Below are 24,384 nucleotides of genomic sequence, written 5' to 3'. Positions count from 1 at the left end.
AATTTCAAATAGGTATATACCATTATAGCGTACTAAAAGTTAGGTTCGCTTTATTTTCAGCGGCCTCATCGCGCAACTTTGTGCATACAATCAATTGGGTAACCCCAATCAAAGCGGTATAATAACCGTAACTGAAAATTCTGGAGGTATCTGCATGGCAAACACAATTGATGAAACTAAGATCAAAACGGATCTGTACGACGCAGTCAACGGTGACTGGCTGAAAACGGCCGTGATTCCCGCTGACCACTCCACCACTGGCGGTTTTACAGATCTCGCTGACAACATTGAAAAAACGCTGATGAGCGACTTTGATGAGTTGCTCAAAGGCAACTTACAACCCACCAATCCTGAACAAACTGAATTCAAGAAATTCTACGCGTTGACGACGAACTTTGCAAAACGGGAAAAAGACGGCGCCGCACCATTGAAGCCGTTCATTGACCGCATCACTAAATTGACCAACTATCAGGATCTCAGTGACCAACTGGCTGACTGGATCCTGACCGGGCTGCCAACGCCATTTTCATTTGACATCGATTCTGACATGAAAAACTCCACAACTTACGCGCTGTTTGCGAGTGGTCCTTCTCTGTTTCTGCCTGACAAGACCTACTACGCTGAAGGCAACCAAGCCGCTGCTCAATTAATGCCAATATTCACCGACATGATGACCCAACTCTTTAAGTTGGCCGGGTACGGTGACGATGAAGCAAAAACGATCATCGATCAGGCTGAACAGTTCGACCGCCTGATTGCGCCACACGTGAAATCTGCTGAAGAAGGCGCGGACTACAGCAAGATGTACAATCCACGCAGTTTGGATGACATTGCCGGCAGCACGGATAAGCTTGATTTGAAGGCTGCAATTATGACCTTAGTGAAGGGCACGCCAGACGTCATTATCACGCCAGAACCAGCGTACTTTGATGCCTTGAACGACCTGCTCACTGACGCCAACTTCCCACTCATGAAGAGTTGGTTGCTGGTGAAGACCGTTTCCGGATTATCGTCTTACTTAACCGAAGATTTCCGTCAAACAAGCACCATCTTTGGTCGGGCACTCTCCGGTCGCAAGGAAGCGCGCTCCCAAGAAAAGGCCGCCTACGACCTCGCTACCGGCGTGTTTGACCAAGTTGTCGGCGACTACTACGGCCGCAAATACTTTGGCGAGGCAGCCAAAAAGGACGTTCACAACATGGTCGTTAAGATGGTCAACGTCTATAAGAAACGGCTGGCCAACAACACTTGGCTGGGTAAAGCCACCCGTGACAAGGCGGTATTAAAACTGGATAAACTGGGCATTCAAGTTGGTTACCCCGACACCATCACCCCACTGTATTCGAAATTTAAAGTCACCACTGCAGAAGACGGCGGTTCGCTGCTCAGCAACATCATGACTTTTACCCGCATCCGTAACGAAGACGAATTTTCGAAATGGAACCAACCGGTCGACCGCACCCGCTGGGAAATGAGCGCTAACACGGTCAACGCTTACTTCCACCCATTCCACAACATCATCGTCTTCCCAGCTGCGATTCTTCAAGCACCGTTCTACAGTCTGAACCAATCGTCCAGCGAGAACTTCGGTGGTATCGGTGCCGTTATCGCCCACGAAATTTCTCATGCCTTTGATAACAACGGATCGTTGTTTGACGAATACGGTAATTTGAACAACTGGTGGACTGAAGAAGACAACGCGCATTTCAAAGATCTTGCACAAAACATGATCGATGAGTTCGACGGCCTGCCATACGCTGGGCAAAAGGTAAATGGTAAACTGACTGTTTCCGAAAACATCGCTGATGGCGGCGGGTTGAGCTGCGCGCTGGAAGCCGCAAAGGGCGAACCCGATGTTGACCTAAAAGCCTTCTTTATCAACTGGGCCACAATTTGGCGTTCAAAAGCAACCAAGGAACGCGAACAGCTTCTGTTATCCATTGATGTTCACTCCCCTGCTAAGTTGCGGGCAAACGTCCAGGTTCAGAATTTGGATGACTTCTTCAGCACGTTTGACGTTGTTGAGGGGGATGCCATGTATAAGGCACCTGCGGATCGGGTTAAGATCTGGTAATTCATTAGTCGCATGAAACTGTAAAACAGCCAACTGATCTTTAATTTGATTAGGTGGCTGTTTTTCTTTTTTGTAAATGAAAAACAGATCTTATTATTCATTTTTTGAACAATAAGATCTGTTTTTTAGTTTAGGCAGCACTCACATTGTCAATGAGCCTCGTTTGGTTAGGAAAGTTAATATTTTTGTTGAAAGCATTAACTTGGGTACTTGATGACGATGTTGTGGGGCTGTTTGAACGCTTTTTTTGGTTTTGATGTTTTGCTGCGTTGTGGTTGTGGCTTTCTTGGCATCATCACTGAAACGTGTTCTAGAAGGCAAGGAACTGCATGTAAACCAACTCTGGCCTGCTGCATATTGCTCATGGCTACGGCTTTCTTGTCGTCATAGCCGAAACGTGTTCCAGGAAGCAAGGAACTGCATGTAAGCCTGTTTGGGCTAGTTGCATAGTGCTTATGGCTACGGCTTTTTTGTCGTCATAGCTGAAACGTGTTCCAGGAAGCAAGGAATTGCATGTAAGCCAACTCTGGCCTGTTGCATATTGCTTATGGCTACGACTTTCTTGTCGTCATAGCCGAAACGTGTTCCAGGAAGCAAAGACCTGCATGTAAGCCTGTTTGGGCTAGTTGCACAGTGCTTATGGCTACTACTTTTCTTGGCATCATAGCTGAAACGTGTTCCAGCAGGCAGAGGGCGGAGCCTGCTTCCACACTCTACCTTGTACTCTTCCTCTTCATCAAAGTCGTCGCAACCACGGTCTTCAACGGGACGTCTCTCCCGTCATCCAACCTTGACTTCATCATATCCACAGCCGTGACACCCATTTGGTCCGTGTATACATGGACTGCGCTTAGTTCTGGATAGACGTACTTTGCCACTGAGGTGTCGTTAAAGCTAAAACAGCTTACCCGTTCCGGCACGTCGATATTAGCCTCGCCCAGTGCTTTCAAAGCACCGATTGCCATTGGGTCGTTACTGATAAAGAACGCGTGTGGTAAGTCATCACCTAATTCGCGAATGGCTTGCTGCATCAGGTCATAGCCCGATTGATTTGTGTAGTTGCCCTGGAATACCAGCTTGTCGTTATACTTGCTAGAACTCGTCATGAGGCGTTTATAAATGCTATATCTTGGATCTGGAATCTTTAGCTTGCGGTCAGTTGTGTATTCTGACCCGTAAATGATTCCAACTTCATCACTTTGCGCTAATAATAGCTGTAACGCTGCTGTCACCGGTGTTTTAAAGTCAGTCACAACGCTGTCAAAGCCGCGGCCAATTTCGCTCCAGTCAACGAACATCAGATTATTTGTCAACTCTGATAGCTGACTGACCTGGTCTTCGCTGTACTTACCAACGGCGATGATGCCGTCAACATCCTGGCTAATTTCAGAGACTTGGTTTTGAAAAACGGGTGTGGTCTGAATCTGCAACTCTTGGCTGCGCTTTTCAATACCCATGCGAATGGCCATGTAATAGAGATCATCCATTTCCTTGTTCTCTGAATACCACTGAACGACAGCGATTCGATGCACCTCAGGATTCTTCGGTGACCGTTTGATCTTGGTGTAGTTCAACTCTTCAGCAATTTCAAAGATCCGTTGCCGAGTGTCGTCGCTCACCGAAAGCGTGGTGTCGTAGTTCAGTACCCGAGAAACAGTGGATAAGGAAACACCCGCTTTTTGTGCAATATCTTTAAGTGTGACTTTCATGGGGAGCCCCCTCCTAGAGTGTGAAGCAAGGCGGTTTGAGGGCGGAGCATAAGCTAACTATGACGGAAAATCCCGGGCTTGGATTTTTTGTCATAGTTAGCTTATGCAGTAGCCCTCAGCCTTGCTGAGCACGTTTCGATAGAGTGTGAAGTAGGGCGGTTAGGGGCGGAGCGTAAGGTACTCTGGTCGAAAAAGTCCGGGCCTGACTTTTTTGGCCAGAGTACCTTACGCAGTAGCCCCGTGCCCTGCTGAACACGTTTCGGCTAGATAAGAGAGACCCTCAAACCGAGACATCTCTCATATCTACCCTTCCATACATATTTACATCACCATTGTGTCGCATGGAAGCCCTTACGTCAACCATCAAAACACCCTCACAACAATAGCCCGCAGACCATCGCCCACGAGCTACCACCTGTCAAAACGACAGATAAAGACTGTTATAACTGTGCAATAAACCGGTCAAATGCGGCTTCACCGTCGGCGGTCTGCTTGAACACGCCAGCATCTTGCAACACCCGCGCAAAGACTTTCCCGATGGCTTGATCAATAATTTGATCAGCGTTATCAGCTGTAAAGTCGTTAGTTGCCTTAAGGTCATCAGCCCAAGCCTTGTGGTAGTCCTTCATCTCATTAGGTTGATCAAGAACGTACTTTTTAACTTCCTGCATTTCAGTCTTCAGTCGTGCCGGTAAAATGGCACGTCCCATGACTTCAATGAGACCGATGTTTTCCTTTTTAATGTGTTGCACATCCTGATGTGGATGGAAAATGCCGTCTGGATATTGGTCAGAGGTTTGGTTATCCCGTAAAACGATATCCAGCACGAATTGATCACCCTTGCGGTAGGCAATCGGCGTCACCGTATGATGCCGTTTCCCATCCGTAAAGGCGCGCACATCAACGGTTTCGTCAGAATACTGTTTCCAGGATTCCGCAATCAGGTTGGCGGCATTGATCAGTGAATCTGGGGTGTCCCCAGTCAGGCGAATCGTGGACATTGGCCATTTCACGATTCCGGCATCCACGTCGTCAAAACCGGGCAAGGTAATCTCGCGCGCAACGGGGGCCTTCATCATTGGGAACTGGTGGCGACCACCCTGATAGTGGTCCTGCGCCAGCATAGAGCCGCCAACGATTGGCAGGTCAGCATTACTCCCCACAAAATAGTGTGGGAACGTGTGCACGATCTCCAGCAGGTTCGTAAACGTCCGCTGTGTGATAGCCATTGGTCGGTGAGCTGCCAACAAGAAGATGGCATGCTCACTGAAGTAAGCGTATGGCGAATACTGGAAACCCCAGGGTTCGCCGCCAAGCGTCATCCGAATAACCCGGTGATTGGAACGCGCCGGATAGCCTAACCGCCCTAGATAACCTTCGTTTTCAATGGCCAGCTGACTTAACGGGTAAGTGTTAGTCTTCTGGTTCCGAGCGGCCGCGATGGCCTTCGGATCCTTTTCAGGCTTGGATAAATTGATCGTGATTTCCAGATCACCAAAGTCAGTTGGCGCGTCAAAGACGATGTTCTTCGCAATCGCACGGGTCTTAATATAATCATTCTTACGACTCAAATCGTAGAAGTAGTCAGTGGCTTCTTCTGGACTGTTGTTGTACTTGTTCCAAAATTTGGCATTAATGTTGGCTGGCGTTGGCGTCATTAAATCAGTCAGTTGGGCTTCAAGGATATCCTTGTCCGTTTGACTGTCTTCAATTTTGCCATTCTGAACGGCTGTTTCAAGCAACGCATCGAGCACGTCTAACAGGTCGTCACTCTTGGCGTCAACGGCTTGGGCATCGCCCACAAAGCCAAGGACCTTATTTGTCACGTAAATGCGATCCAGCGGTTGATAGGTGCCGCTGTCAATGATTGCATCCACGAATTGATCAACTGTTTTAGACATGACTAGGCTTCACCCCGATCGTTGTAACCCTTTGGATGACTCTGCTTCCAGTTCCAAGCAGTTCGGATAATTTCTTCCACGTCATCATACTGTGGCTTCCAGCCCAGAATCTTACGGGCCTTGTCTGAAGCAGCAATCAAGGTGCTTGGGTCACCAGCCCGCCGAGGAGCATCTTCGGCAGGAATGGGTTGGCCAGTGGCCTTCCGAGCAGCTTCCAAGATTTCCTTGTTGGAGAATCCAGTTGAAGAGCCCAAGTTAAAGGCGTCACTGTCATGACCGTCCTTGAGGTATTCAAGAGCCAAAATGTGTGCGTCGGCCAAATCCATCACGTGGACATAGTCACGAACATTGGTTCCATCCTTAGTTGGGTAGTCGGTCCCGAAGATCTTCAACCCGTCACGTTCACCAGCAGCCACTTGGAGAATAATTGGGACCAAGTGGGTTTCTGGATGGTGGTCTTCACCAATGGAACCGTCGTCCTTAGCACCGGCAACGTTAAAGTAGCGCAGCGTCACAAACTTGATACCGTATGACTTGTCAGCCCACTTGATAATTTTTTCCATGCAGAGCTTTGATTCGCCATACGGGTTGGTAGGAATCTGCGGATCCGTTTCCTTGATAGGAATCTGCTTAGGTTCGCCATAGGTTGCAGCGGTACTTGAGAAGATGATCCGCTTAATGTCGTGATCCTTCATGGCTTCCAACAAAGTGATCATGCCACCAGTGTTGTTATCAAAGTACTTCAACGGGTTTTCCATCGATTCTGGCACGATGGAGAAGGCAGCGAAATGAATAACGCCTTCAACGTTTTTCTCAGTGCCAAAAACGCGGTCTAAGAAGCCACGGTCGCGAATGTCCCCTTGGTAAAACCGCGCTTTCGGGTTCACAGTAGCACGGTGCCCAGTAATCAAACTATCGATCACAGCAACGTCATACCCTTTTTCAACTAAACGATCAACGGTGTGGGAGCCAATATAACCGGCACCACCTAATACAACAACAGTCATGTAAGTAACCTCCTGATAGTCTCTCTTCTTATCTGATAAACAACACCCACCGGGCGGGGCCAGCGAGTGTCATTTTTTTCAATTCACAATTTAATTGTACGCTTTTACTAAAACGAGATTAAGCTTTGATTTCCTTAGGACCATCAGCAATATTAGCAACATAGAAGCTAGCATCATAACCGATCTCCTTCTTATAAACGTCACCGACAGCCTTAGAGAAGGCGTCAACTTTATCCTTATTGACAATGGCAATGGCACAGCCGCCGAAACCGGCACCAGTCATCCGGGCACCCAAGACACCGTCTTGTTTCAAGGCGGTTTGAACTAAGCAATCCAATTCCTTACCAGTGACTTCGTAGTCATAACGTAATGAGACGCCAGAAGCATTCACTAGCTTGCCAAACTTCACAAGGTCGCCATCCGTCAACGCCTGCTTAGCACGCAGGGTCCGCTGATTTTCGATAACAGCATGACGGGCACGCTTGATCAAAATATCGTCATCAACTAAGTAGGATTCTTCATCAAATTCATCCTGACTTAATTCACCAAGCGTCTTGATAACAACGCCGCCCTTTTGCATGCGGGCAACCGCTTCTTCACACTGGCTGCGACGTTCGTTGTACTTTGAGTCAACGAGTTCACGCCGCTTGTTGGTGTTCATGATCACCACCACGTTATCGCCCAATTCAGCAGGCACATATTCGTATTTCAGGGTGTTGGTATCCAGCAAAACAGCTTGGTCTTTCTTCCCCATCCCGATAGCGAATTGATCCATGATCCCGGTATTTAATCCAAGATAGTCATTTTCAACAGCTTGGCCATTCTTAACGAGGTCGAGTTGTTCGAGACCCCAACCAAATTCAGTGTTGAAAATGTTGCCCAACAGTAATTCGATTGAAGCGGAAGATGACAAGCCAGAAGCATCTGGCAAATCACCATGAACAAATAAATCAAACCCATGAGGAGCAGTAAAATTCTTGTTAGCCTTTAATTCATAAAGGACACCGCGAACGAACTTGTCCCAGCTTAGATCCTTCTTGAAATCTAATTCATCAGTTGTAAATTCAATGACACCGGCGTCTGGAATGTTGGCAGATTGCACGCGGATCTTGTTATCCTCACGTGCCTTGTAGACACCGTACGTCCCCATGCTAATCGCACAAGGGAACACGTTGCCGCCATTATAATCAGTATGTTCACCAATCAGGTTGATCCGGCCTGGGGCGAAGTACACCTTGTCAGCTTCGTAGCCGAATGCATCGTTAAATTCCTTTTTTAAACTTGAATAGTCCATGATCAGGCCTCCGTTTTTACTAAAACTTTTACCATAAACTAAGATACGCCAAATGCCGTCACAAGTCAAATATAATCGGTTACTTTTCATAGATGGGATTTTGTTTTCATACATTTTCTTTGTAAATTTTACTACGGTTATGAGATTATGCTTGCGTCCGCTTCACTCCGTCGGACGACTCTGGGAGCTGTAGTGGTTCGCGAAGAAGCTAATTTTTTCTTTCAGAAAAAATGGATCTCCTTCACTCACATGTTACTAGGCGAGGAAAGTACCCTCACCAAGTAACATCGACACCACTGCTCCGAGCTCGTCCGACTCCGTTACGCTCACAAAACTGGTTCCAAACCACTTCACTTAATAATTGAATATGGGTTAAACCAAATTTGAGATGAATTTTCGCCTAACCTGTTGACCGTTCACGTTGCTTTACTAATAACGATCAGGGATTCGAGTATGCAATATGAACTAATTAACCTCTAACGTCTATACAAGAATCCTCAGTTTGTCATTTTTTTCAAAAGTAAAGCGCACCAAATCATAGCGCAGAACGGTCGCCAATCGAGTAGGAGGTAATTGATTAATTCAATTACCGACCTCTCACACCACCGTACGTACGGTTCCGTATACGGCGGTTCAATAATTTAAGCACTTTGTATTGACTGGAGTGTCTTGCTCATATTGATGAGTCCAAGGCGTTCCAGTCTTTTGTTTGTCAGAGTATAGGTCAATGTCTTGCTATGCGCAGTTCGCCAATAACCCTTACGGGTATTGGCCATTGTATAAGCACTGGTGCCAGAAAGCCCCAGTTTTACAAGATGATTGACCTTTGTTTTGAGCTTCTTCCACTGTTTCCAAATATACTGGCGAATCCTTGCTCGCAACCATTCGTCTAAGTGACGGATAAAATTGGTCATTTTCCCGACCGAATAGTACTGTAACCACCCACGCATCTTTTGATGAATCTCGTTAAACACCAGGTTTAACGAAACGCCCCGATTGCGCTTGGTCATTTTCCTGAGTGCAGACTTGATGCGTTGCTTGGCCTGCCAAGCAGGTCGCGCATACGCACCTCCTCGACCAACCCCCAAGGAAAATCCCAGGAACTTGGCCCGCAGAGGCGAACTTACTGATGTCTTGTCCTCATTGACGGTGACCTTTAGGTCGCCTTCAAGAAAGCGAGTAACATTAGTCAGAACCCGTTCTCCAGCACGTTTGCTTCGGACATAAATATTACAATCGTCCGCATAGCGGACAAACTGATGACCTCTGGAAGTTAACAGCTTATCCAGTTCGTTGAGATAAATGTTAGCCAAAAGTGGCGATAAGGGGCCACCTTGAGGGGTGCCTTTATCACTTCGTTCAAATAGACCACCATTCATGACACCGCTGGTTAGGAAGCGACGAATGAGATGCAGTATCCATGGATCCGTAATATACTGCTCAATAAATTTAATAAGCAGATCGTGGTTGACCGTATCGAAGTATGCTTTTAAATCGAGATCCACGACATAGTGATAGCCCTGATTGTAGAACTGAACCACTCTATCAATGGCATCTTTAGCACTTCGATTCGGTCGGAACCCAAAACTATTATCTGAGAAGACACGCTCAAATGTTGGCACCATGACTTGCGCCATGGCTTGTTGAACAAGTCGGTCAATCACAGTTGGTATTCCGAGCTTGCGTTTACCACCATTAGGTTTGGGAATTTCAACCCGCTTAACGGGACGAGGCCGATAGGTCTCGTTTTGTAAAGCTTGCAGTAATTCCTGTTTATGTTTCCTCAAGTAGGGCAACAGTTCGTCAACGGTCATTCCGTCTAGTCCTGCTGCACCTTTGTTTCTGCAGACGCGAAGATAAGCCTCGTTCAGGTTATTTCGGTCTAAGACTAACTCTTGAAACTTAGTGCCGTTCATCATCGTATTTTCACCAGAGTCAGTGCTACGCACCCCGACTTGTTCTTGGGCTTCCAGTCCTACTGTCCGCCGGCGGTCAGCTTTTTCTGTATTCTGCGGTTGTTGCACTGTCTCCACCTCCAATATCAATGATGACCTATTATTGTTCAGCCCTTCGTGGCAGATACCACTACTATGGCCTCGGCTGACTCCTGTATCGTTCTGCACCACATCACTGCGATGTTTGTTCCTGTGGCGCTTAGCGCGCCTCTTGTCGGGAACGTACGATACAGGCCTCCCCGGGTAAGAACGCCCACTTTCGTACCATGTCATTGCCAGCTTTACTGCGATGGCCTCGAGTAGTATTGGACTTTGGTTTGTTTGGCAACCTCGTCCGACCAACACAGCCTTATAGCTGATTCTTGTACATCAATGCGGTACTTTGTCGCCGACTTCCTTCAGATTCCACCTCACGATGGACACCCTTGTCATTGACTTGCGGTTCCGACTACTACGGCCCGCAACGGACTTTCACCGTCTAGTTGGCGCCCATGCCGGGCGCACCAAAAAAAACGACCACCCAATAAGAGCAGTCGTCATCGTCATTCATTTAAATTAATCGAACTTAGCCACCCACTCATCAAGTGCGTTGACGAAGTTGGTGAGATTTTGGTTGGCTTCGGCATCAGTTTTGCCGCTGGTACCAGTGTAGAATTTAATCTTTGGTTCAGTCCCTGAAGGCCGAACAGCGATCCAGGTGCCATCCGTTAACCAGTATTTCAAAACGTTGGATACCGGCAAGTCCAGTTTTTCAGTCGTGCCATCAGCATGGGTGGCCGTTTGCGTTTGATAGTCATCCGTGGTTGCCACTTTGACACCCGCAAATTCTGTTGGCTTGTCGGCCCGCAAAGCAGCCATGATAGCGGCCATCTTGTCAGCACCATCAACACCATCAAATTCTTTAAAGGTGGTCTTTTCAGCGTAGTAGCCATATTCCTTGTAAAGCTGCTGAATCCCATCGTAAAGTGTCAGACCTTGTTGTTTGTAATAGGCCGCAACTTCAGCTAACAGAATCGTTGACTGAATGGCATCCTTATCCCGAACAAACGGGTTGATCAGGTAGCCAAAACTTTCTTCGAACCCAAACAGGAAGGTGTGGTCGTGATTTTCTTCGGCCAATTTGATCTGTTCTGCGATGTACTTAAACCCAGTCAGGACGTTCTTCATCGTCACGCCATAGTGGTCAGCAATTTTAGTTGCCAATTCAGTGGAGACGATCGACTTCACCACTAAACCATCAGCTGGCAAGGTATTGGAATCTTGCTTAGCTTTCAAAATATAGTTCAACAAAACGGAGGCAATTTGGTTCCCAGTCATCAACTGGTAGTCGCCATTTGGCATCCGTACAGCGGCGCCGAGACGGTCAGCATCGGGATCGGTGGCAACCAACAAATCAGCGCCCTGTTTCTTGCCTAAAACAATCGCCATGTTGAAGGCTTCTGGGAATTCTGGGTTGGGATGTTCAACCGTTGGAAATTCAGGGTCGGCAATGGCTTGTTCCTTGACCATCGTAAAGTGGTCGTAACCGGCGTTTTTCAAAGCACGGTAGCCAATAACTCGGCCCGTCCCATGCAGCGGCGTATAGATCAACGTCATGTCCTTGCCGACTTCATCGATCAGCTTATTGTTGATAGACACTTCAGCAATCCCCTTGAAGTAGTCTTCATCAACGTCTTCACCAATGATGTGCATGGTGTTCGTTTGCCGTAATTTTTGTTCAGCAACGGTAGCGACTGTAAACAGGTTGTCGATGCTGCGCACGTATTCAGTGATCTTATCAGCTTCAACGGGTGGCATTTGACCACCATCTGGGCCGTAAATTTTAAACCCATTGTACTGCTTAGGGTTATGGCTGGCCGTAATCATGATCCCAGCGTAGGTGTGCAAATGACGAACGGCAAACGACAATTCTGGGGTTGGCCGAATATCGTCAAAGACATAGGAAGGAATGTTGTGAGCACCCAGAACCATTGCGGCGTGGTGGGCAAACTCACGCGATTGGTAACGCGAGTCAAAGCTAATGGCAACACCACGTTGTTTTGTGGCATCATCTAATGTGTCCATGAACCGGGCCAACCCTTCACTGGCTGAACCAACGGTGTACAAGTTCATCCGTCCAATACCGGGGCCGATCAAGCCGCGCATCCCAGCTGTCCCAAATGACATGGGTGCGGTGAAGGCTTCTTCAAGTGCCGTCTCATCATTCGCCATGTCGGCTAATTCAGTCGCTAATTGTGGATCGAGGTCTTGATAGTTTTTCCAAGTTTGATAGTTATCTTTCCAGCTCATCGAAAATCGCTCCTCTTTATTCATCTCTAATTTACGATTACTTATTATACCTCTTTCATTGTAACGCAGGTAGAGGGAAATGGTAAAAGTTTTAGTAAAAGAGTGTGGAGCAAGGCGATTAGAGGGGCGGAGGTTCTTTCCAATATTAGGTGACAGTCCGTTGCATTCCGCAATTTGGCACTCCGTGTAGTGGCTCGCGACTGAGCTAACTCGATTTCTGCTGCGCAGCTCTCGAGTGGATCTCAGTCGTCTCGCACATCAGTAACCGACCAAAGTACGGTCGCTAACTGATGTCGACACCACAGCTCCGTGCCAAATTGCTGCATTCCACTGACGTTGAGCTACCGTTCAACACTAGTTAAGCATCACAATAGCTTTAAAACTAGTTCGCAGAGAATCCGCCCTCAACTGCTGGCAAGGCTACTGATAGCAATGCTTCTCATGATGTGTCTGTCACCAGTAACGATTGATATAGAGGTTTCGTGATGCCACTTTTGAAGACCTAATAACTGCGACGACCACGATCAGGATCATAGCGTAGTGGAACCGTTCGGCATTGCAGGCTGTGGTGTCGGTGGTCGTTAGCGGCTGTCCTTTAGCCGGTTACGACCACGGGAGACGTAGGAGATCCTTGAATTTCTGCCAAGACATTCACTAGCTCCCCGGAGCGACCCCACCTCAGTCTGCAGGGCCGAACGGGGGAACGAAGCGACATTAAAGTGCTACTTTGAATCACCCAACAATGGAAAGCCCCCTTGCGGAACACTTTTTGCTACATAAAACAATAGCACGTCGCCACTTCTAAAGTGTCACAAGAAAAATCAAACTCTGAATTTTGTACCAGTAAATAAGCCCACCATCCCTCCCCGCAAAGCACCAACACCACACCTCCAACCACCACACTAACGCTTCTACCCAACTCATGGTACACTTGTTGAAGAAATGCATCATCTGAAAGAAGGTCCTTATTTTGTCAGTACGCCCCTACAGTTTTAGCCAGGTTCAAGTGAGTCAACCGCTTGACCAACAGGAAAAGCTCGGCAAAACCATTCGAAAAACAGCGCCCTTTGAAACCCTGGGCACCTTTAAACCCATTAAACGCAGTGCCAACAAGCTCATGGACCAAGTCCGTCAGATTCTGATTCCGGAACTCTTACCAGAGCGTACCCAGCGGATGAGCGAGTCGCTCTTCACGTTCTTCCGTGGAACGGCCGAACTCATGGAATTTGATTTGGCCCACCAGACGAACTCACCGATCCATGCCATCACGTGTGGTGACGCCCACGTCGGTAACTTTGGCCTGTTTGCGTCGCCAGAACGGCATCTATTGTTTGATCTGAACGATTTTGACGAAGCTGGAATCAACCCATTTGAATGGGACGTCAAGCGTCTGGCCGTCAGTGTCATGCTGGCTGCCGGTGAACACGATGACTTCGATCAGACACCGCTGCCTGAGCTACTCAAAGACATCGGCCGCTCCTATCGAGAAAGCATGAACGCGATGTTTGAACGGACGACCTTAAACCGGTTCTACCCAATCAATGAAGTCGAAAATTTGTTAAACGCGATTCCGGACGAACTTCAACACAGTAAAAAGCTCAAAAAGTTCATGGAAAAAGCCGGTAAACGTGATTCTGAGCAAGTCGTGCGCAAGTTTACTACAACCAAGGAAGACGGCACCTGCCTCTTTAACGAAAACGCCCCGCGCACGAAGCATGTGAAGGATAACGTAACGAAAAACATTGAAGACTATCTTGCGGCATACCGCGATACCTTGCAGCCGGATGTGAACATGCTGCTGTCACAATTTACGGTGACGGATGTCGTGCGCCACAGTGTTGGCGTTGGGAGTTTCGGCTCACGGTGCTACCTTGTGTTGCTGACCAGTTCGGATGGCAGTCACCTTGTGCTGCAGATCAAAGAAGCCCTGCCAACACGTAAGTTAGCGGATCGAATTCCTGACGAAGCCAGCGCCGCCTTTGCAAAGAACGAAGGCAAACGGATCGTCTACTCTCAAAAGATCCTCCAATCGGCTTCCGACCCATTCTTAGGCTATTTCGCCAGCTCATCTCGGAGTTACTACGTCCGCCAATTCCGGGATATGAAGGCTTCAATCGACCTCAGCGAGCTCGATTGGGAACAGTTTGAAGCTTACGCCAAGACCTGCGCCTGGATTCTTGGGACCGCGCACGCACAGAGTCCAACTGCCGGCATGATTCTTGGCTACGTGGGCCACTCTGAAAAGTTTGACGCCGCCATTGCTGACTGGTCGCAGGCTTATATCGAACAAGTTAAGGGCGACTACCAAGCATTTAAGCTCTATCGTTTAGCTAAGGATGCTGAGCAGATTAGTAAGACCAACTAAATAGGTTAAAAAACTTTTTAACACGGCATCTCAGAGAACATTTTCTATCTGAGGTTCCGTGTTTTTTAGACGGAAAATTGCCTTTTATATACCATCGCCGCGAGCTACCTTTTTTCTCCACGGACGATTTCATCCAGCAATAATTTAAACGCCTGATCAATTGCAGCCCGTCGTCGCTGAAATTCACTTAAAACTGCTTCACGTGGAATATTTTCTCGCAAAACTTCTGCCAAAATATCATCATCCGTCACATGAAGATGGTCGTCAGAAACAAATTCATAACCAAATCCGTTTTTGAACCGGTAAGGTCGCACAGCAATCCCGGGCTCAATATTAAATTCAGCTGGAATTTCAACCATGTGATTCTGGTTGATTTTTCGAGTGTGCAGATTCATTTGCGTTCTCCTTACCTTTTTCTGCATCGATGAAATTAAGCCTGATTTTCCTACCAGTTCTGGTTGCTATCTGATTCAGTAAACGAGGTGTAATTTCCATATCACCTGACTCTAATTTCAATAGCACTCGCTTGGGAACTTTTATCTTTTTTGCAAAGTCTGGACGATTTAAGTTAAGTTGATGACGCAAATCATCAACAGCAAAGGCAGTAGCTGTATCGAATTCAAACTGTCTCAAATAGTGCACAAAATTTGGATCCTGCTTGATTCTTTGTTGAATCATCTCTTCAATCTCGGACATTTAGTGGTTGCTCCTTCCTTAAAGGCAACTAGTTTCTTAAACAAATTCGATTTGCAACCTTTTCCCGGCAGCACTGGCAATCTGTCCAAGAAGATCTACTGACAAATCAAAGTCACCAGTCTCAATCCTCGAAATCGTGGACTGTGTTTGCCCGACTAACGTTGCAAAAGCGCTTTGCGTCAATCCCAAACTACCTCGTAATTGTTTAACCGCCTTGGCCGCTGCTAGGTTAAAACCCTCTTGGTGAACAGCCTTAGCAAAGACTAGATCCGTCTTACTTCTCTTTTCAATGTAATCATCAATAAAGCTCATTTGGAAACCTCCTTCACGTTTTCAGATATTTTCATTTTAATGATAGCAAATTAAGTTTTAGAAGTATTAGTCAAAGTATTTTAATTTTCCTAACACCTCTAACTACGTAACCTAATATTGCGTTGTTTTTAAACGCAAAAAAAGTTCTGTAACCTCCTAAGTGGAAGTTACAGAACTTTTAGTGTCATTTCAGTTTATGAATTCCAAAGCACATCCAACAATTCCTGTGCTGATTCGTTCAAGCTATCCTTAGACTTATCAGTCCCAAGGTGGGTGTAAATTTCACCCACATAAGTGCCCTGTTTGAACAAGTGATTAAAGACTTTGTCAATAACTGGCCGAGTCTTTTCTTCTTCTTGAACAGGCCCGAATGGGTTGGCAAAGAAGGTGGTGCTCATGCCGACTTCATCAGTGGTTCCAAGCGCAAATCGCTTCCCAGTGATGAAGGTGTCCTTTGCATCTTCTTCGTTATCGAATTGGTGAATCCCAATTTCGGTATCGTAGTTGTTAGCGTAGACCCACATATCGACTTGATGATGCTTCACAACACGACGGTATGAGTCGGCCGGGATGATAACCCGGGCGTTCTTCCGGTCAGGGTTCAAGTAAACCCCACGGTCCATGTTGTTGAAAGCAACGGCCGAACTCAGATCATCCAATCGAACGAAGGCGCCAATTTCAGTCCCTTGCGCATACATGTTGCCATCCGCGTCAAAGGCGAAGCTGCCCATATCATCGAAAATCGTTTCCAAACTAATGATCTTGTCGTCAGCGATTTCTTGCAAGGCTTCCAAGGATTCGGACTTCCCGGCACCTGAATCACCAAAGAAGACAACGTTCTTGTTCTTACCGTTAGCGAACTTGATGCGGACCATTGAGCCGTGAATTGGCAACCGGTTCTCGTAGATCATGTGCAGGTTATGCAACGTCAGACACATCTTCTTCATGTAACCAAAGTAAGTGGTCTTATCGTTGTATGGCACTTCGCCGACCCAGATGTCATTTTCTTCATCATGGTGATAGTGACAAACATCGCCCTCAGTCTTATCGATCCCGAATAACAGGATCTCGTCTGGCTTATGGCCGGCAACTTCCTTAGCGTCAGCAACTTCAAACAAGTTGGCAAGGGAAATACCGCTTACGAAGTAGTCGCGATGGAAGTAGATATAGCATAAACTCTCACCGATCTTAGCTGGGAAACAGTACCATTCTTTGCGATCGCCATGGAACTTATCAATTGGGTTGTCAGGCACAGCGGTGAAGGTCCCTTCACGCTTGTTACTTGGCGTGGTCATCATCATTGGTGGCCGTAAGCTCAACGTGTCCAGGAAGCGAATTGGCTTCAGGGATTCGTACCCCTTTGGAATTGGCCAGTCGTGTGACTGGGTCAGGACAACGGCGGAGGTTCCGGCGCTCACTTGACGGTAGGTCTTGTTTTTAAAGCCCTGTAGTTTTTCTTCAATCGTCCGGTATGAACGGATCACCAGACTGTTAAATTGATCATCTAATTGCATGAACGTGTTGGCAGATGCTTCGTTACCATGCAGGTTCAAAACGCCGATTCTGAGGAATGACCGATAGTATGAATACAAGTTTTCAATACTATCCAGGATTTCATATCGGTTGAACTTATCGTAGGCATCCTCACGGTCAAGCAGGACAGCCTTGACTGTGTCCAAGTATGTTTTCGGGTCAGTATCCTCAAACTCATTATCGGAGTCTGCCTCGTGGTGGCTAAGTTGTTCAAGATATAAACGAACGACTTCAAACAATTCTTTACTGTTAATCAAGGTAAAGATGTCTGACATGTACTTGCTGCTATAATCAATAACAGCGACGTCGCGGGCTGGGTTCATGTATAACGCAGCCGTTTCAACATTTTGTGGTTCTGTCATAAAATCGCATTCTCCTTCCAGGTCAGTTTCTCGACTTAAGGCTATTGTAGCCTATTTAAACACGAACGAAAATACAAAAATTAAATATAAATAAAAAAATTAGCATTTTTTCATATAAACCGCTTACATCTAATTTTACAGTACGGAAAGGAAGCCGTACCAGTGTTTTCATATCTTATCATCATAATTACTTCTGTGAAAATACCGTCTTTCTTTTTTAAATAATTAGAAAAAATGACGATATTTTTAATATTTATACATTATTAATCCTAGTGAATTGTTGAAACGTTAAATTAATCGCTGATCGTTAAAATTTGGTCTAGTGCCATCCGTTTTGAGCGGTAATCGTTCATTGGCGACATCGCAGGATACCCAATGGCGATGCCGATGACTAGCAACTCGTTTTCAGGAATGCCAAGTGCCTGTCGTGCTAATTCTGGGTACTTAACCAGTGAATAGGAAGGAATCGTCCCGAGACCCTTGTTCGTTGCAGCAAGAATCAACGTCTCGGCAAAATTGCCCAGGTCGTAAAGTGACCACTGCGGACTTGATTTGGCGATGGTCAAATAGGCGACTGCTGGCGCGTTGTACAGGTGCCTCTGTGATTCTGGATAACTGACGCCGTGTTCAGTCCCCCATTCGGCACGCCGCGTTGAGTTTTCCTGCATATTAGCTTGTTGCGGTGCTTCCCACAATTCACGGTGTTGAACAGGAATATCGGGGTGCGACTGAACATCACGTGATTCTAAATCTGCCTGCTGATCTGCTAGCCGGCGCATGGTGTCGCCCGTTGCAATGTAGACCTTCCAAGGTTGTGAATTCACCCAAGAAGGGCTCTTGATTGCTTCACTCACAAGTTCAGTTAACAGCGACTTATCAACTTGCTTGTCGCTATACGCTCTGACAGAGTGCCGTGCATTGATTACGTCATCAAATTCCATTGTGTCATCTTCCTATCTAAGTGAGGTTATTTCTGGCTAGGGTTATCATAACGCAAAAAGAGAGTGGAGGAAACGCGTCCGCCACTCTCTTTCTAGGCAACCATGCCGAAACAAGTTACAGATAGGGTCTTTCCAATGTTGGGTGATAGTTCGTTGCATTCCGCAATTTGGCACTCCGTGTAGTGGCTCGCGACTGCTGGTAAGGCTACTGACAGCAATGCTTCTCATGATGTGTCCGTCACCAGTAACACTTAATATAGAGATTTCGTGATACCACTTATGAAGACTTACTAGCTGTGACGACCACGACCAGAGTCATAGCGTAGTGGAGTCGTTCGGTATTGCAGGCTGTGGTGTCGGTGGTCGTTAGCGGCTGTCCTTTAGTCGGTTACGACCACGGGAGACGTAGGAGATTCTAGAATTTCTGGCAAGACATTCAATAGCTCCGAAGCGACCCCACCTCAGCCTGCAGGGCCGAACAGTGGAACAAAGCGACGTTAAAACACTACTTTGAATCACCCAACAATGGGGCCCTCCAGAAAGTAAAAGATTGCGCACAAGCGGACCCTGACACAAATTCCAAAGCCCGGAATTTCTGTCAGGGTCCGCTTGTGCGCCACTCTCTAGGCAACCATGCCGAAACGAGTTACAGAAGGCAAGGAGTTGCACCTAAGGCCGCTTCGACGCTAAGGCCAGGCACAACCCAATAATTTCCAGGATAAAGAAGACCCAGAAGACAATATGGAAATTGCCCAGTGTCGCTGTCTTCACGTGACCAATCGTTAATAATAACGTTGCCACGGCAACCCCCGTGGACCCTAACAATTGCCGCATCGTTGTGATCACCGCCGTCCCGTGTGAGACGAGATGGGTTGGCAGCGCATCCGCACCCAGCGTGACCGCCGGCATCATCACAAATGCGTTCCCGCCTTCGATTAACATCGCAATCGGCATCATGCCCCAGAGACCAACTTCGCCCTGGATCAGTGCCAGCAATCCCCATCCGACCAGAATCATGATCATCCCACAAAGGAGCACTGCCTTAAATCCGATCCGGTCAGCAAGTTTCCCCGTAATTGGGTTCAGAATACTGAGGAATACGGCACCAGGAACCAGCGCCATCCCAGAAATAAACGGACTAACGCCAAGAATGATTTGATAGTATAACGGAAAGACAATCGTGACCACGATCAACGCAATGTAGGACAGCCCCGTCAGCCAAACGGCAATGTTGAACTGACCCACGCCGAACACCCGCAGGTCAAGCAGTGGGGTTTCCAACTTGAACTGCCGCGTTGCAAACAGAATAATGGCCAGAACGCTGACAATTAGGATTCCCCAGGCCAGTGGCCAGTTGACACCGGTCTCACCAATCAAGTTGATCACGTACAGGATACCGATAAACCCAACCAGGCAAATGACTGAAAGCCAATCCAGACTTGATTTATCACTTGGCATCACGTTCACGATCGTCCGTGTTGCAAGTAGCACGACCAGCGTGATGATGACTAAGAAGACCCAGAAGAGCCCCTGCCAAGTCGTAAACTTCAAAACGATACCGGAAATAATTGGACCAACTGCTAAAGCAGAGCCCATGACCAAACCGGCAACCCCCATGGCACTCCCGCGGTTCTCCTTAGGCGTAATGGTGAGCAAGACCGTTTGATAAGAAGGAAATAAGATGCCGACCCCGACGGCTTCCATGGCTCGTCCAAGTAATACTAACGGAAAGTTTGGTGCCAAAATAATCAGCAACGTCCCAACATCAAAGGTGAGCAACACGAATAAGAATAATGGCTTAAACCCAATGTTGTTCAGCAACCAGGGACTGACTGGCATCATGACACACATAATCAGCATAAAGCCAGTGGTCAGCCACTGTACCGTTGACGCGGAGATCCCGAAGTACCGCATCAGCGTCGGGTACGCTGTCGACAAGGCTGACTGACTAATGGACATCGTAAAAGTACCCATCAGCAGCGTGGTAATAAACCACAACCGCTGTGAGCCGTGTAATTGAACTGTATCAGACATACAATGATCTTCCTCTCAAGCAATTTAGAATAATTCTTAACTATATTCATCTTAGCCCTTTGATTGAAAAATGTAAACAGGCGTTCGCTGATGCCCTGATAGATGACACCTGCTTGATGGCAGTTTGGTTGTTGCGCTTTCAAAAAAATTAAAGGAATTTCCGTGACTATTATAGTCCTTCTTGATAGAATGTTAGTCAACATTAGTCAGACTATCTGAAGGAGGAACTTGAATGACATCACCCATCTTTGCCCTATTTGACCCCACGTATTTCTTAGTGATCATCGGCCTGGTGCTCTCCATGGTTGCATCCGGCTACGTGAATAGTACGTTTCGCAAATACGACCAATACCGCTCCCGCAGCGGTGTAACCGGCACTGACGCCGCGAACTATATTCTGCAGCATTCCGGGATTAACGACGTTGCTGTCACGCAGATTTCTGGTAATCTAACTGATAACTACAACGGACAAACAAAGGTACTGAGTCTGTCACAATCAACAGCCAACTCAACTTCGGTCGCCGCCATCGGTGTGGCGGCCCATGAATGCGGTCACGCCGTTCAAGATGCGACCAACTACGCACCAATGCGCATCCGAACAGCCATCGTCCCACTAGCCAACATCGGCTCCTCACTATCGTTTCCCCTGATTTTGATCGGTGTGCTTTTGAGTTTCAATCAAACGTTAATACACCTCGGCATCCTATTGTTCTCGCTGGCATTGCTATTTCAACTGGTCACCCTTCCCGTTGAATTCAATGCATCACACCGCGCCCTCAAGATTCTTGGTGAAGGCGGCGTTTTGACCCAAGAAGAAGTGCCAATGGTTCGCAAAGTGCTGACAGCAGCCGCCCTCACTTACGTAGCAGCGGCTCTGTCGACCTTCCTGCAACTTTTACGGTTAGTCCTCCTTTTTGGTGGCGACCGGGACAATTAGCGTTTTCATATCAGAATATGTAGAAAAGCGCTATAATAAACTGTGAAGACCACGTAAAGTAGGTGTAAATATGGACTTAATTTCTTATTTGAACGACCAAATCGAATTTCTAACCGAACAGTTCAACGACGCGAAGGACAAGAACGACGTCACGATGCGGTACATTGTTGAATCCCGGTTAGATGAAGCAAACAAGATCAAGAAAGCCATTAAGAATGGCGATGTAACGAGTTTAACTTAGAAGAGTGGGACAAACGGCGGTTTTGCTCCCAGAATATAAGGCACCCCAGACTAAAATCCTGAATTTGGAGTTTAGTCTGGGGTGCCTTATATGACCGGGAGTTGCACGTTTAGGCTAGATAAGCTGGACGCGTTTTATGAAGCTATTTAGTCAGTCAAATACACAGGTTACTGCTGCGAGTTGTGGTGGTGGCTTTTTTGTGCGGATGTTGTATTCTTGCTGGCGGGAATTGTGGGTTTGATTGTTTTTTGTCGTCAGGTCGCTGAATCGTGTTATGCACGTCTAACGTGTAACGGGCCCTGGATTGTGTTTTCTGTCAGCCGACTAGTTATGGCTACGGCTTTCTTGGCAACCATGCCGAAACGTGTTTCGCAAGGCGAGGGGTTAACGTGTAACGGACTCTGGCAAAAATGCCAAGTTCGGGCATTTCTGCCAGAGTCCGTTACACACCACCCCTCAACCGCCTTGCTCCACACTCTACAAAAGGTGTACATTAATACATGAGACTAAATTCAAAGGAGAAACGAATTTGATTACTTTAAAATCACCTCGTGAAATTGAAATGATGCGTAAGTCTGGTGCCATTTTGGCTGGTGTGCACCTTGGGTTGCGTGACATCATCAAACCCGGTATTTCATCTTGGGATATCGAACGGTTTGCTAACAAATATATTGAAGAACACGGCGCCAAAGCCGAAGAAAAAGGCTTTGAGGGCTACAAGTATGCGACCTGTGTCAGCGTCAATGATGAAGTTGCTCACGCCATTCCCCGTAAGGAATTGCTGTTAAAAGAAGGCGACATCGTTGCAGTTGACATGGTCGTTAACCTGGACGGCTTCATGAGTGACTCTTGCTGGACCTATGCTGTCGGCGAGATTTCAGAAGAAAAACAACATCTCATGGACGTCACCTTAAAGGCGCTCTACTTGGGGATCGACCAGGCCGTTGTCGGTAACCGGATCGGTGACATCGGTTACGCGATTCAACACTACGTTGAAGACGAAAACCACATGGGCGACGTTCGCGAACTCATCGGCCACGGGATTCAGCCAACGATGCACGAACAGCCCAACGTCCCCCACTACGGTGAAAAGGGTAAGGGCTTGCGATTACGTGAAGGCATGACGATTACCATTGAACCCATGGTCAACACTGGCACTTGGGAAATCATTTCTAAACAAGTTCCTGGTGACACTTGGGAATACTATGCCTCAGCAGATGGCACGCCATCCGCTCAGTACGAGCACACCCTGGTCATTACCAAGGATGGCCCCAAGATTTTAACGTCACAAGATCCTGAAATGGATGCTAAGTATCTATAATCAACAAAAGCCGCCCTTCCCCAAAACGGGAAAGGCGGCTTTTAAATTACAATCAATTATTGTTCCAGAACAGAGTAGCTCTGGTACAATATAAGAATAATTTACTATTCTAAAACTAGAAGGTGCATCATGCCTATAACCAATAACACCCCCGAAGAAAATGTTCAGGGGCTCTTTAACCGAATTGCTGGTAACTATGATGATATGAATAACTTGATCACTCTGCATACGCACCGTCACTGGCGCAACGTGACCATGAAGAAAATGGCACTTAAGCCGGGTGACTTTGCCATTGATCTTTGTTGTGGCACTGGTGACTGGACGATTGCACTTGCAAAAGCCGTGGGGCCAGCTGGTCACGTGGTTGGGTTAGACTTTAGCGAAGAGATGCTAGCGATAGCAAAGAAAAAGGTCGAGGCGGTCCATTTTGAAGACCGCATTACCCTTGTCCAGGGCGACGCTATGCATCTCCCCTACCCTGACGACACCTTTGACGCAGCGACAATTGGGTTTGGGTTGCGCAATGTGCCCGATGCCAGTCAAGTGCTCAGCGAAATGGCTCGGGTGATCCACCCCGGCGGTCAGGTGGCCTGTTTGGAAACCTCACAGCCGACCCAACCGATTATCCATTTGGGCTGGCAGATCTACTTCAACCTTGTCCCCACGATGACAAAACTGGCCGTGCATAACTATGATGACTACGCCTATTTGCAGCGCACGACCGCGGAATTCGTCACAGCCGAGCAGCTGAAAACCATGTTCCAGGACGTTGGCTTACGCGATGTCACTTATCAGCAATTTGATCTTGGTGCGGCGACACTTCACCTGGGCAAACGACCATATTCGGGTCACTGATCAAAATAGCCAGATACTGATGAGCCTGTTCCTTTGTCGTTGGCTGTTCCTTTAAAAAGATCCATTCCAGCAACATCATTACCGTTGACGCACAGTGGTCGACCATGAGTTCAACGGGCACCCGGTACTGCTTATCGCCAAAAAGTTGGGTAAAGACTTTTTGGACTGTACGACGCAGGAAGTTTGTAAAACTATCGAGGAGCGTTCCATCCGCATCATTGTGTTTTAAAATACTGTTCAATAAGCGACTATTGTTTTCAAAAATATCGTACAACCGGTCAAAATAGAGGGTCAGCACTTCATTGCTTTTATATTCATCAGCGTTTTGAATACCGACATCCTTTGCAAGCATGTACCAGCAAAAGTTCATCAGATCGTACTTATCATCAAAATAATTGTAAAAGGTCGCTCTCGGAAAATCGCTCTTGTTGCAGATCTCATTGACGTTGATCGCCTCAAATGGTTTCACTGCTAAGAGTGCCAGTGTTGTGTGAAAGAACGCATCAAGGGTCCGTTTCGCGCCCCGGGTCGGCTTTCTGTGTAGGTCGTACTTCATGA

General features: G+C 47.2%; 19 protein-coding genes. 6 read left to right on the top strand and 13 right to left on the bottom strand.

Annotated features, from left to right (window positions below; all coding sequences use genetic code 11):
• The first annotated feature begins 154 nt into the window (after nucleotides 1–154).
• A complete protein-coding gene (locus AYR61_RS07905) occupies nucleotides 155–2,074 on the top strand; it encodes a M13 family metallopeptidase (RefSeq protein ID WP_065902523.1) in 1,920 nt (639 codons plus the stop codon).
• A gap of 713 nt (nucleotides 2,075–2,787) precedes the next feature.
• Here AYR61_RS07905 and AYR61_RS07900 read toward each other — a convergent pair.
• From AYR61_RS07900 to AYR61_RS07875, 6 genes are all read right to left on the bottom strand, one after another.
• Nucleotides 2,788–3,783, bottom strand: coding sequence for a LacI family DNA-binding transcriptional regulator (locus AYR61_RS07900; protein WP_065902520.1), 996 nt, complete (start codon nucleotides 3,781–3,783; stop codon nucleotides 2,788–2,790).
• Between the two features lie 440 nt (nucleotides 3,784–4,223).
• Nucleotides 4,224–5,684, bottom strand: coding sequence for a UDP-glucose--hexose-1-phosphate uridylyltransferase (locus AYR61_RS07895; protein ID WP_056987925.1), 1,461 nt, complete (start codon nucleotides 5,682–5,684; stop codon nucleotides 4,224–4,226).
• A gap of 2 nt (nucleotides 5,685–5,686) precedes the next feature.
• On the bottom strand, nucleotides 5,687–6,691 hold the full coding sequence (gene galE, locus AYR61_RS07890; RefSeq protein ID WP_065902518.1) for a UDP-glucose 4-epimerase GalE: 1,005 nt from the start codon (nucleotides 6,689–6,691) through the stop codon (nucleotides 5,687–5,689).
• Nucleotides 6,692–6,809: 118 nt separating this feature from the next.
• The gene (locus AYR61_RS07885; RefSeq protein ID WP_065902516.1) at nucleotides 6,810–7,985 is read right to left on the bottom strand and encodes a galactokinase; all 1,176 of its coding nucleotides are present in this window, start codon (nucleotides 7,983–7,985) and stop codon (nucleotides 6,810–6,812) included.
• Between the two features lie 641 nt (nucleotides 7,986–8,626).
• A complete protein-coding gene (gene ltrA, locus AYR61_RS07880) occupies nucleotides 8,627–10,009 on the bottom strand; it encodes a group II intron reverse transcriptase/maturase (protein ID WP_065902514.1) in 1,383 nt (460 codons plus the stop codon).
• A 486-nt stretch (nucleotides 10,010–10,495) separates the two neighbouring features.
• Entirely contained in the window at nucleotides 10,496–12,229 is a 1,734-nt protein-coding gene (locus AYR61_RS07875) for a phospho-sugar mutase (protein WP_065902512.1), read from the bottom strand.
• Nucleotides 12,230–13,199: 970 nt separating this feature from the next.
• Between AYR61_RS07875 and AYR61_RS07870 the strand changes: the two genes are divergently transcribed.
• On the top strand, nucleotides 13,200–14,594 hold the full coding sequence (locus AYR61_RS07870; protein WP_225356464.1) for a DUF2252 domain-containing protein: 1,395 nt from the start codon (nucleotides 13,200–13,202) through the stop codon (nucleotides 14,592–14,594).
• A gap of 104 nt (nucleotides 14,595–14,698) precedes the next feature.
• On the opposite strand, the gene AYR61_RS07865 is transcribed toward AYR61_RS07870, so the two are convergent.
• From AYR61_RS07865 to AYR61_RS07840, 6 genes are all read right to left on the bottom strand, one after another.
• A complete protein-coding gene (locus AYR61_RS07865) occupies nucleotides 14,699–14,953 on the bottom strand; it encodes a hypothetical protein (protein WP_191982234.1) in 255 nt (84 codons plus the stop codon).
• On the bottom strand, nucleotides 14,946–15,290 hold the full coding sequence (locus tag AYR61_RS07860) for a helix-turn-helix domain-containing protein (protein WP_054711664.1): 345 nt from the start codon (nucleotides 15,288–15,290) through the stop codon (nucleotides 14,946–14,948). The genes AYR61_RS07865 and AYR61_RS07860 overlap by 8 nt, the downstream gene beginning before the upstream one ends.
• 36 nt (nucleotides 15,291–15,326) lie before the next feature.
• Nucleotides 15,327–15,602, bottom strand: a complete 276-nt coding sequence (locus tag AYR61_RS07855; protein WP_054711661.1) for a helix-turn-helix transcriptional regulator — start codon at nucleotides 15,600–15,602, stop codon at nucleotides 15,327–15,329.
• A 194-nt stretch (nucleotides 15,603–15,796) separates the two neighbouring features.
• Nucleotides 15,797–17,497, bottom strand: coding sequence for a hypothetical protein (locus AYR61_RS07850; protein ID WP_054711659.1), 1,701 nt, complete (start codon nucleotides 17,495–17,497; stop codon nucleotides 15,797–15,799).
• A 293-nt stretch (nucleotides 17,498–17,790) separates the two neighbouring features.
• Nucleotides 17,791–18,438: a nitroreductase gene (locus AYR61_RS07845; RefSeq protein ID WP_054711657.1), complete on the bottom strand. Its 648-nt coding sequence runs from the start codon at nucleotides 18,436–18,438 to the stop codon at nucleotides 17,791–17,793.
• 669 nt (nucleotides 18,439–19,107) lie between these two features.
• Nucleotides 19,108–20,472: an MFS transporter gene (locus AYR61_RS07840; RefSeq protein WP_065902509.1), complete on the bottom strand. Its 1,365-nt coding sequence runs from the start codon at nucleotides 20,470–20,472 to the stop codon at nucleotides 19,108–19,110.
• Nucleotides 20,473–20,704: 232 nt separating this feature from the next.
• On the opposite strand from AYR61_RS07840, the gene AYR61_RS07835 reads away from it, so the two are divergent.
• The 4 genes from AYR61_RS07835 to AYR61_RS07825 all read left to right on the top strand — a co-directional run bounded on the left by AYR61_RS07835 (nucleotide 20,705) and on the right by AYR61_RS07825 (nucleotide 23,826).
• Entirely contained in the window at nucleotides 20,705–21,409 is a 705-nt protein-coding gene (locus tag AYR61_RS07835; RefSeq protein ID WP_065902508.1) for a zinc metallopeptidase, read from the top strand.
• Between the two features lie 70 nt (nucleotides 21,410–21,479).
• Nucleotides 21,480–21,650 (top strand): hypothetical protein, encoded by a 171-nt coding sequence (locus tag AYR61_RS15380; RefSeq protein ID WP_169790394.1) that lies wholly within the window; start codon nucleotides 21,480–21,482, stop codon nucleotides 21,648–21,650.
• Nucleotides 21,651–22,179: 529 nt separating this feature from the next.
• Entirely contained in the window at nucleotides 22,180–22,971 is a 792-nt protein-coding gene (map, locus tag AYR61_RS07830; protein WP_054711653.1) for a type I methionyl aminopeptidase, read from the top strand.
• Between the two features lie 129 nt (nucleotides 22,972–23,100).
• On the top strand, nucleotides 23,101–23,826 hold the full coding sequence (locus AYR61_RS07825) for a demethylmenaquinone methyltransferase (protein ID WP_065902507.1): 726 nt from the start codon (nucleotides 23,101–23,103) through the stop codon (nucleotides 23,824–23,826).
• Here AYR61_RS07825 and AYR61_RS07820 read toward each other — a convergent pair.
• Nucleotides 23,756–24,382 carry a TetR/AcrR family transcriptional regulator gene (locus tag AYR61_RS07820; RefSeq protein WP_054711651.1) on the bottom strand — a complete coding sequence of 209 codons (627 nt, stop codon included), beginning with the start codon at nucleotides 24,380–24,382 and terminating at the stop codon, nucleotides 23,756–23,758. The genes AYR61_RS07825 and AYR61_RS07820 overlap by 71 nt on opposite strands.
• Nucleotides 24,383–24,384 lie beyond the last annotated feature (2 nt).

The sequence above is a fragment of the Secundilactobacillus paracollinoides genome (genome assembly GCF_001702155.1).
Taxonomy (GTDB): domain Bacteria; phylum Bacillota; class Bacilli; order Lactobacillales; family Lactobacillaceae; genus Secundilactobacillus; species Secundilactobacillus paracollinoides.
This window is presented reverse-complemented; position numbering and strand designations above follow the sequence as displayed.

What these genes read in the sequence shown, in the direction of transcription:
- AYR61_RS07905 (WP_065902523.1), top strand. Translation starts at nt 155, where the DNA reads ATGGCAAACACAATTGATGAAACTAAGATCAAAACGGATCTGTACGAC.
- AYR61_RS07900 (WP_065902520.1), bottom strand. Translation starts at nt 3,783, where the DNA reads ATGAAAGTCACACTTAAAGATATTGCACAAAAAGCGGGTGTTTCCTTA.
- AYR61_RS07895 (WP_056987925.1), bottom strand. Translation starts at nt 5,684, where the DNA reads ATGTCTAAAACAGTTGATCAATTCGTGGATGCAATCATTGACAGCGGC.
- galE (WP_065902518.1), bottom strand. Translation starts at nt 6,691, where the DNA reads ATGACTGTTGTTGTATTAGGTGGTGCCGGTTATATTGGCTCCCACACC.
- AYR61_RS07885 (WP_065902516.1), bottom strand. Translation starts at nt 7,985, where the DNA reads ATGGACTATTCAAGTTTAAAAAAGGAATTTAACGATGCATTCGGCTAC.
- AYR61_RS07875 (WP_065902512.1), bottom strand. Translation starts at nt 12,229, where the DNA reads ATGAGCTGGAAAGATAACTATCAAACTTGGAAAAACTATCAAGACCTC.
- AYR61_RS07865 (WP_191982234.1), bottom strand. Translation starts at nt 14,953, where the DNA reads ATGGTTGAAATTCCAGCTGAATTTAATATTGAGCCCGGGATTGCTGTG.
- AYR61_RS07860 (WP_054711664.1), bottom strand. Translation starts at nt 15,290, where the DNA reads ATGTCCGAGATTGAAGAGATGATTCAACAAAGAATCAAGCAGGATCCA.
- AYR61_RS07855 (WP_054711661.1), bottom strand. Translation starts at nt 15,602, where the DNA reads ATGAGCTTTATTGATGATTACATTGAAAAGAGAAGTAAGACGGATCTA.
- AYR61_RS07850 (WP_054711659.1), bottom strand. Translation starts at nt 17,497, where the DNA reads ATGACAGAACCACAAAATGTTGAAACGGCTGCGTTATACATGAACCCA.
- AYR61_RS07845 (WP_054711657.1), bottom strand. Translation starts at nt 18,438, where the DNA reads ATGGAATTTGATGACGTAATCAATGCACGGCACTCTGTCAGAGCGTAT.
- AYR61_RS07840 (WP_065902509.1), bottom strand. Translation starts at nt 20,472, where the DNA reads ATGTCTGATACAGTTCAATTACACGGCTCACAGCGGTTGTGGTTTATT.
- AYR61_RS07835 (WP_065902508.1), top strand. Translation starts at nt 20,705, where the DNA reads ATGACATCACCCATCTTTGCCCTATTTGACCCCACGTATTTCTTAGTG.
- AYR61_RS15380 (WP_169790394.1), top strand. Translation starts at nt 21,480, where the DNA reads ATGGACTTAATTTCTTATTTGAACGACCAAATCGAATTTCTAACCGAA.
- AYR61_RS07825 (WP_065902507.1), top strand. Translation starts at nt 23,101, where the DNA reads ATGCCTATAACCAATAACACCCCCGAAGAAAATGTTCAGGGGCTCTTT.
- AYR61_RS07820 (WP_054711651.1), bottom strand. Translation starts at nt 24,382, where the DNA reads ATGAAGTACGACCTACACAGAAAGCCGACCCGGGGCGCGAAACGGACC.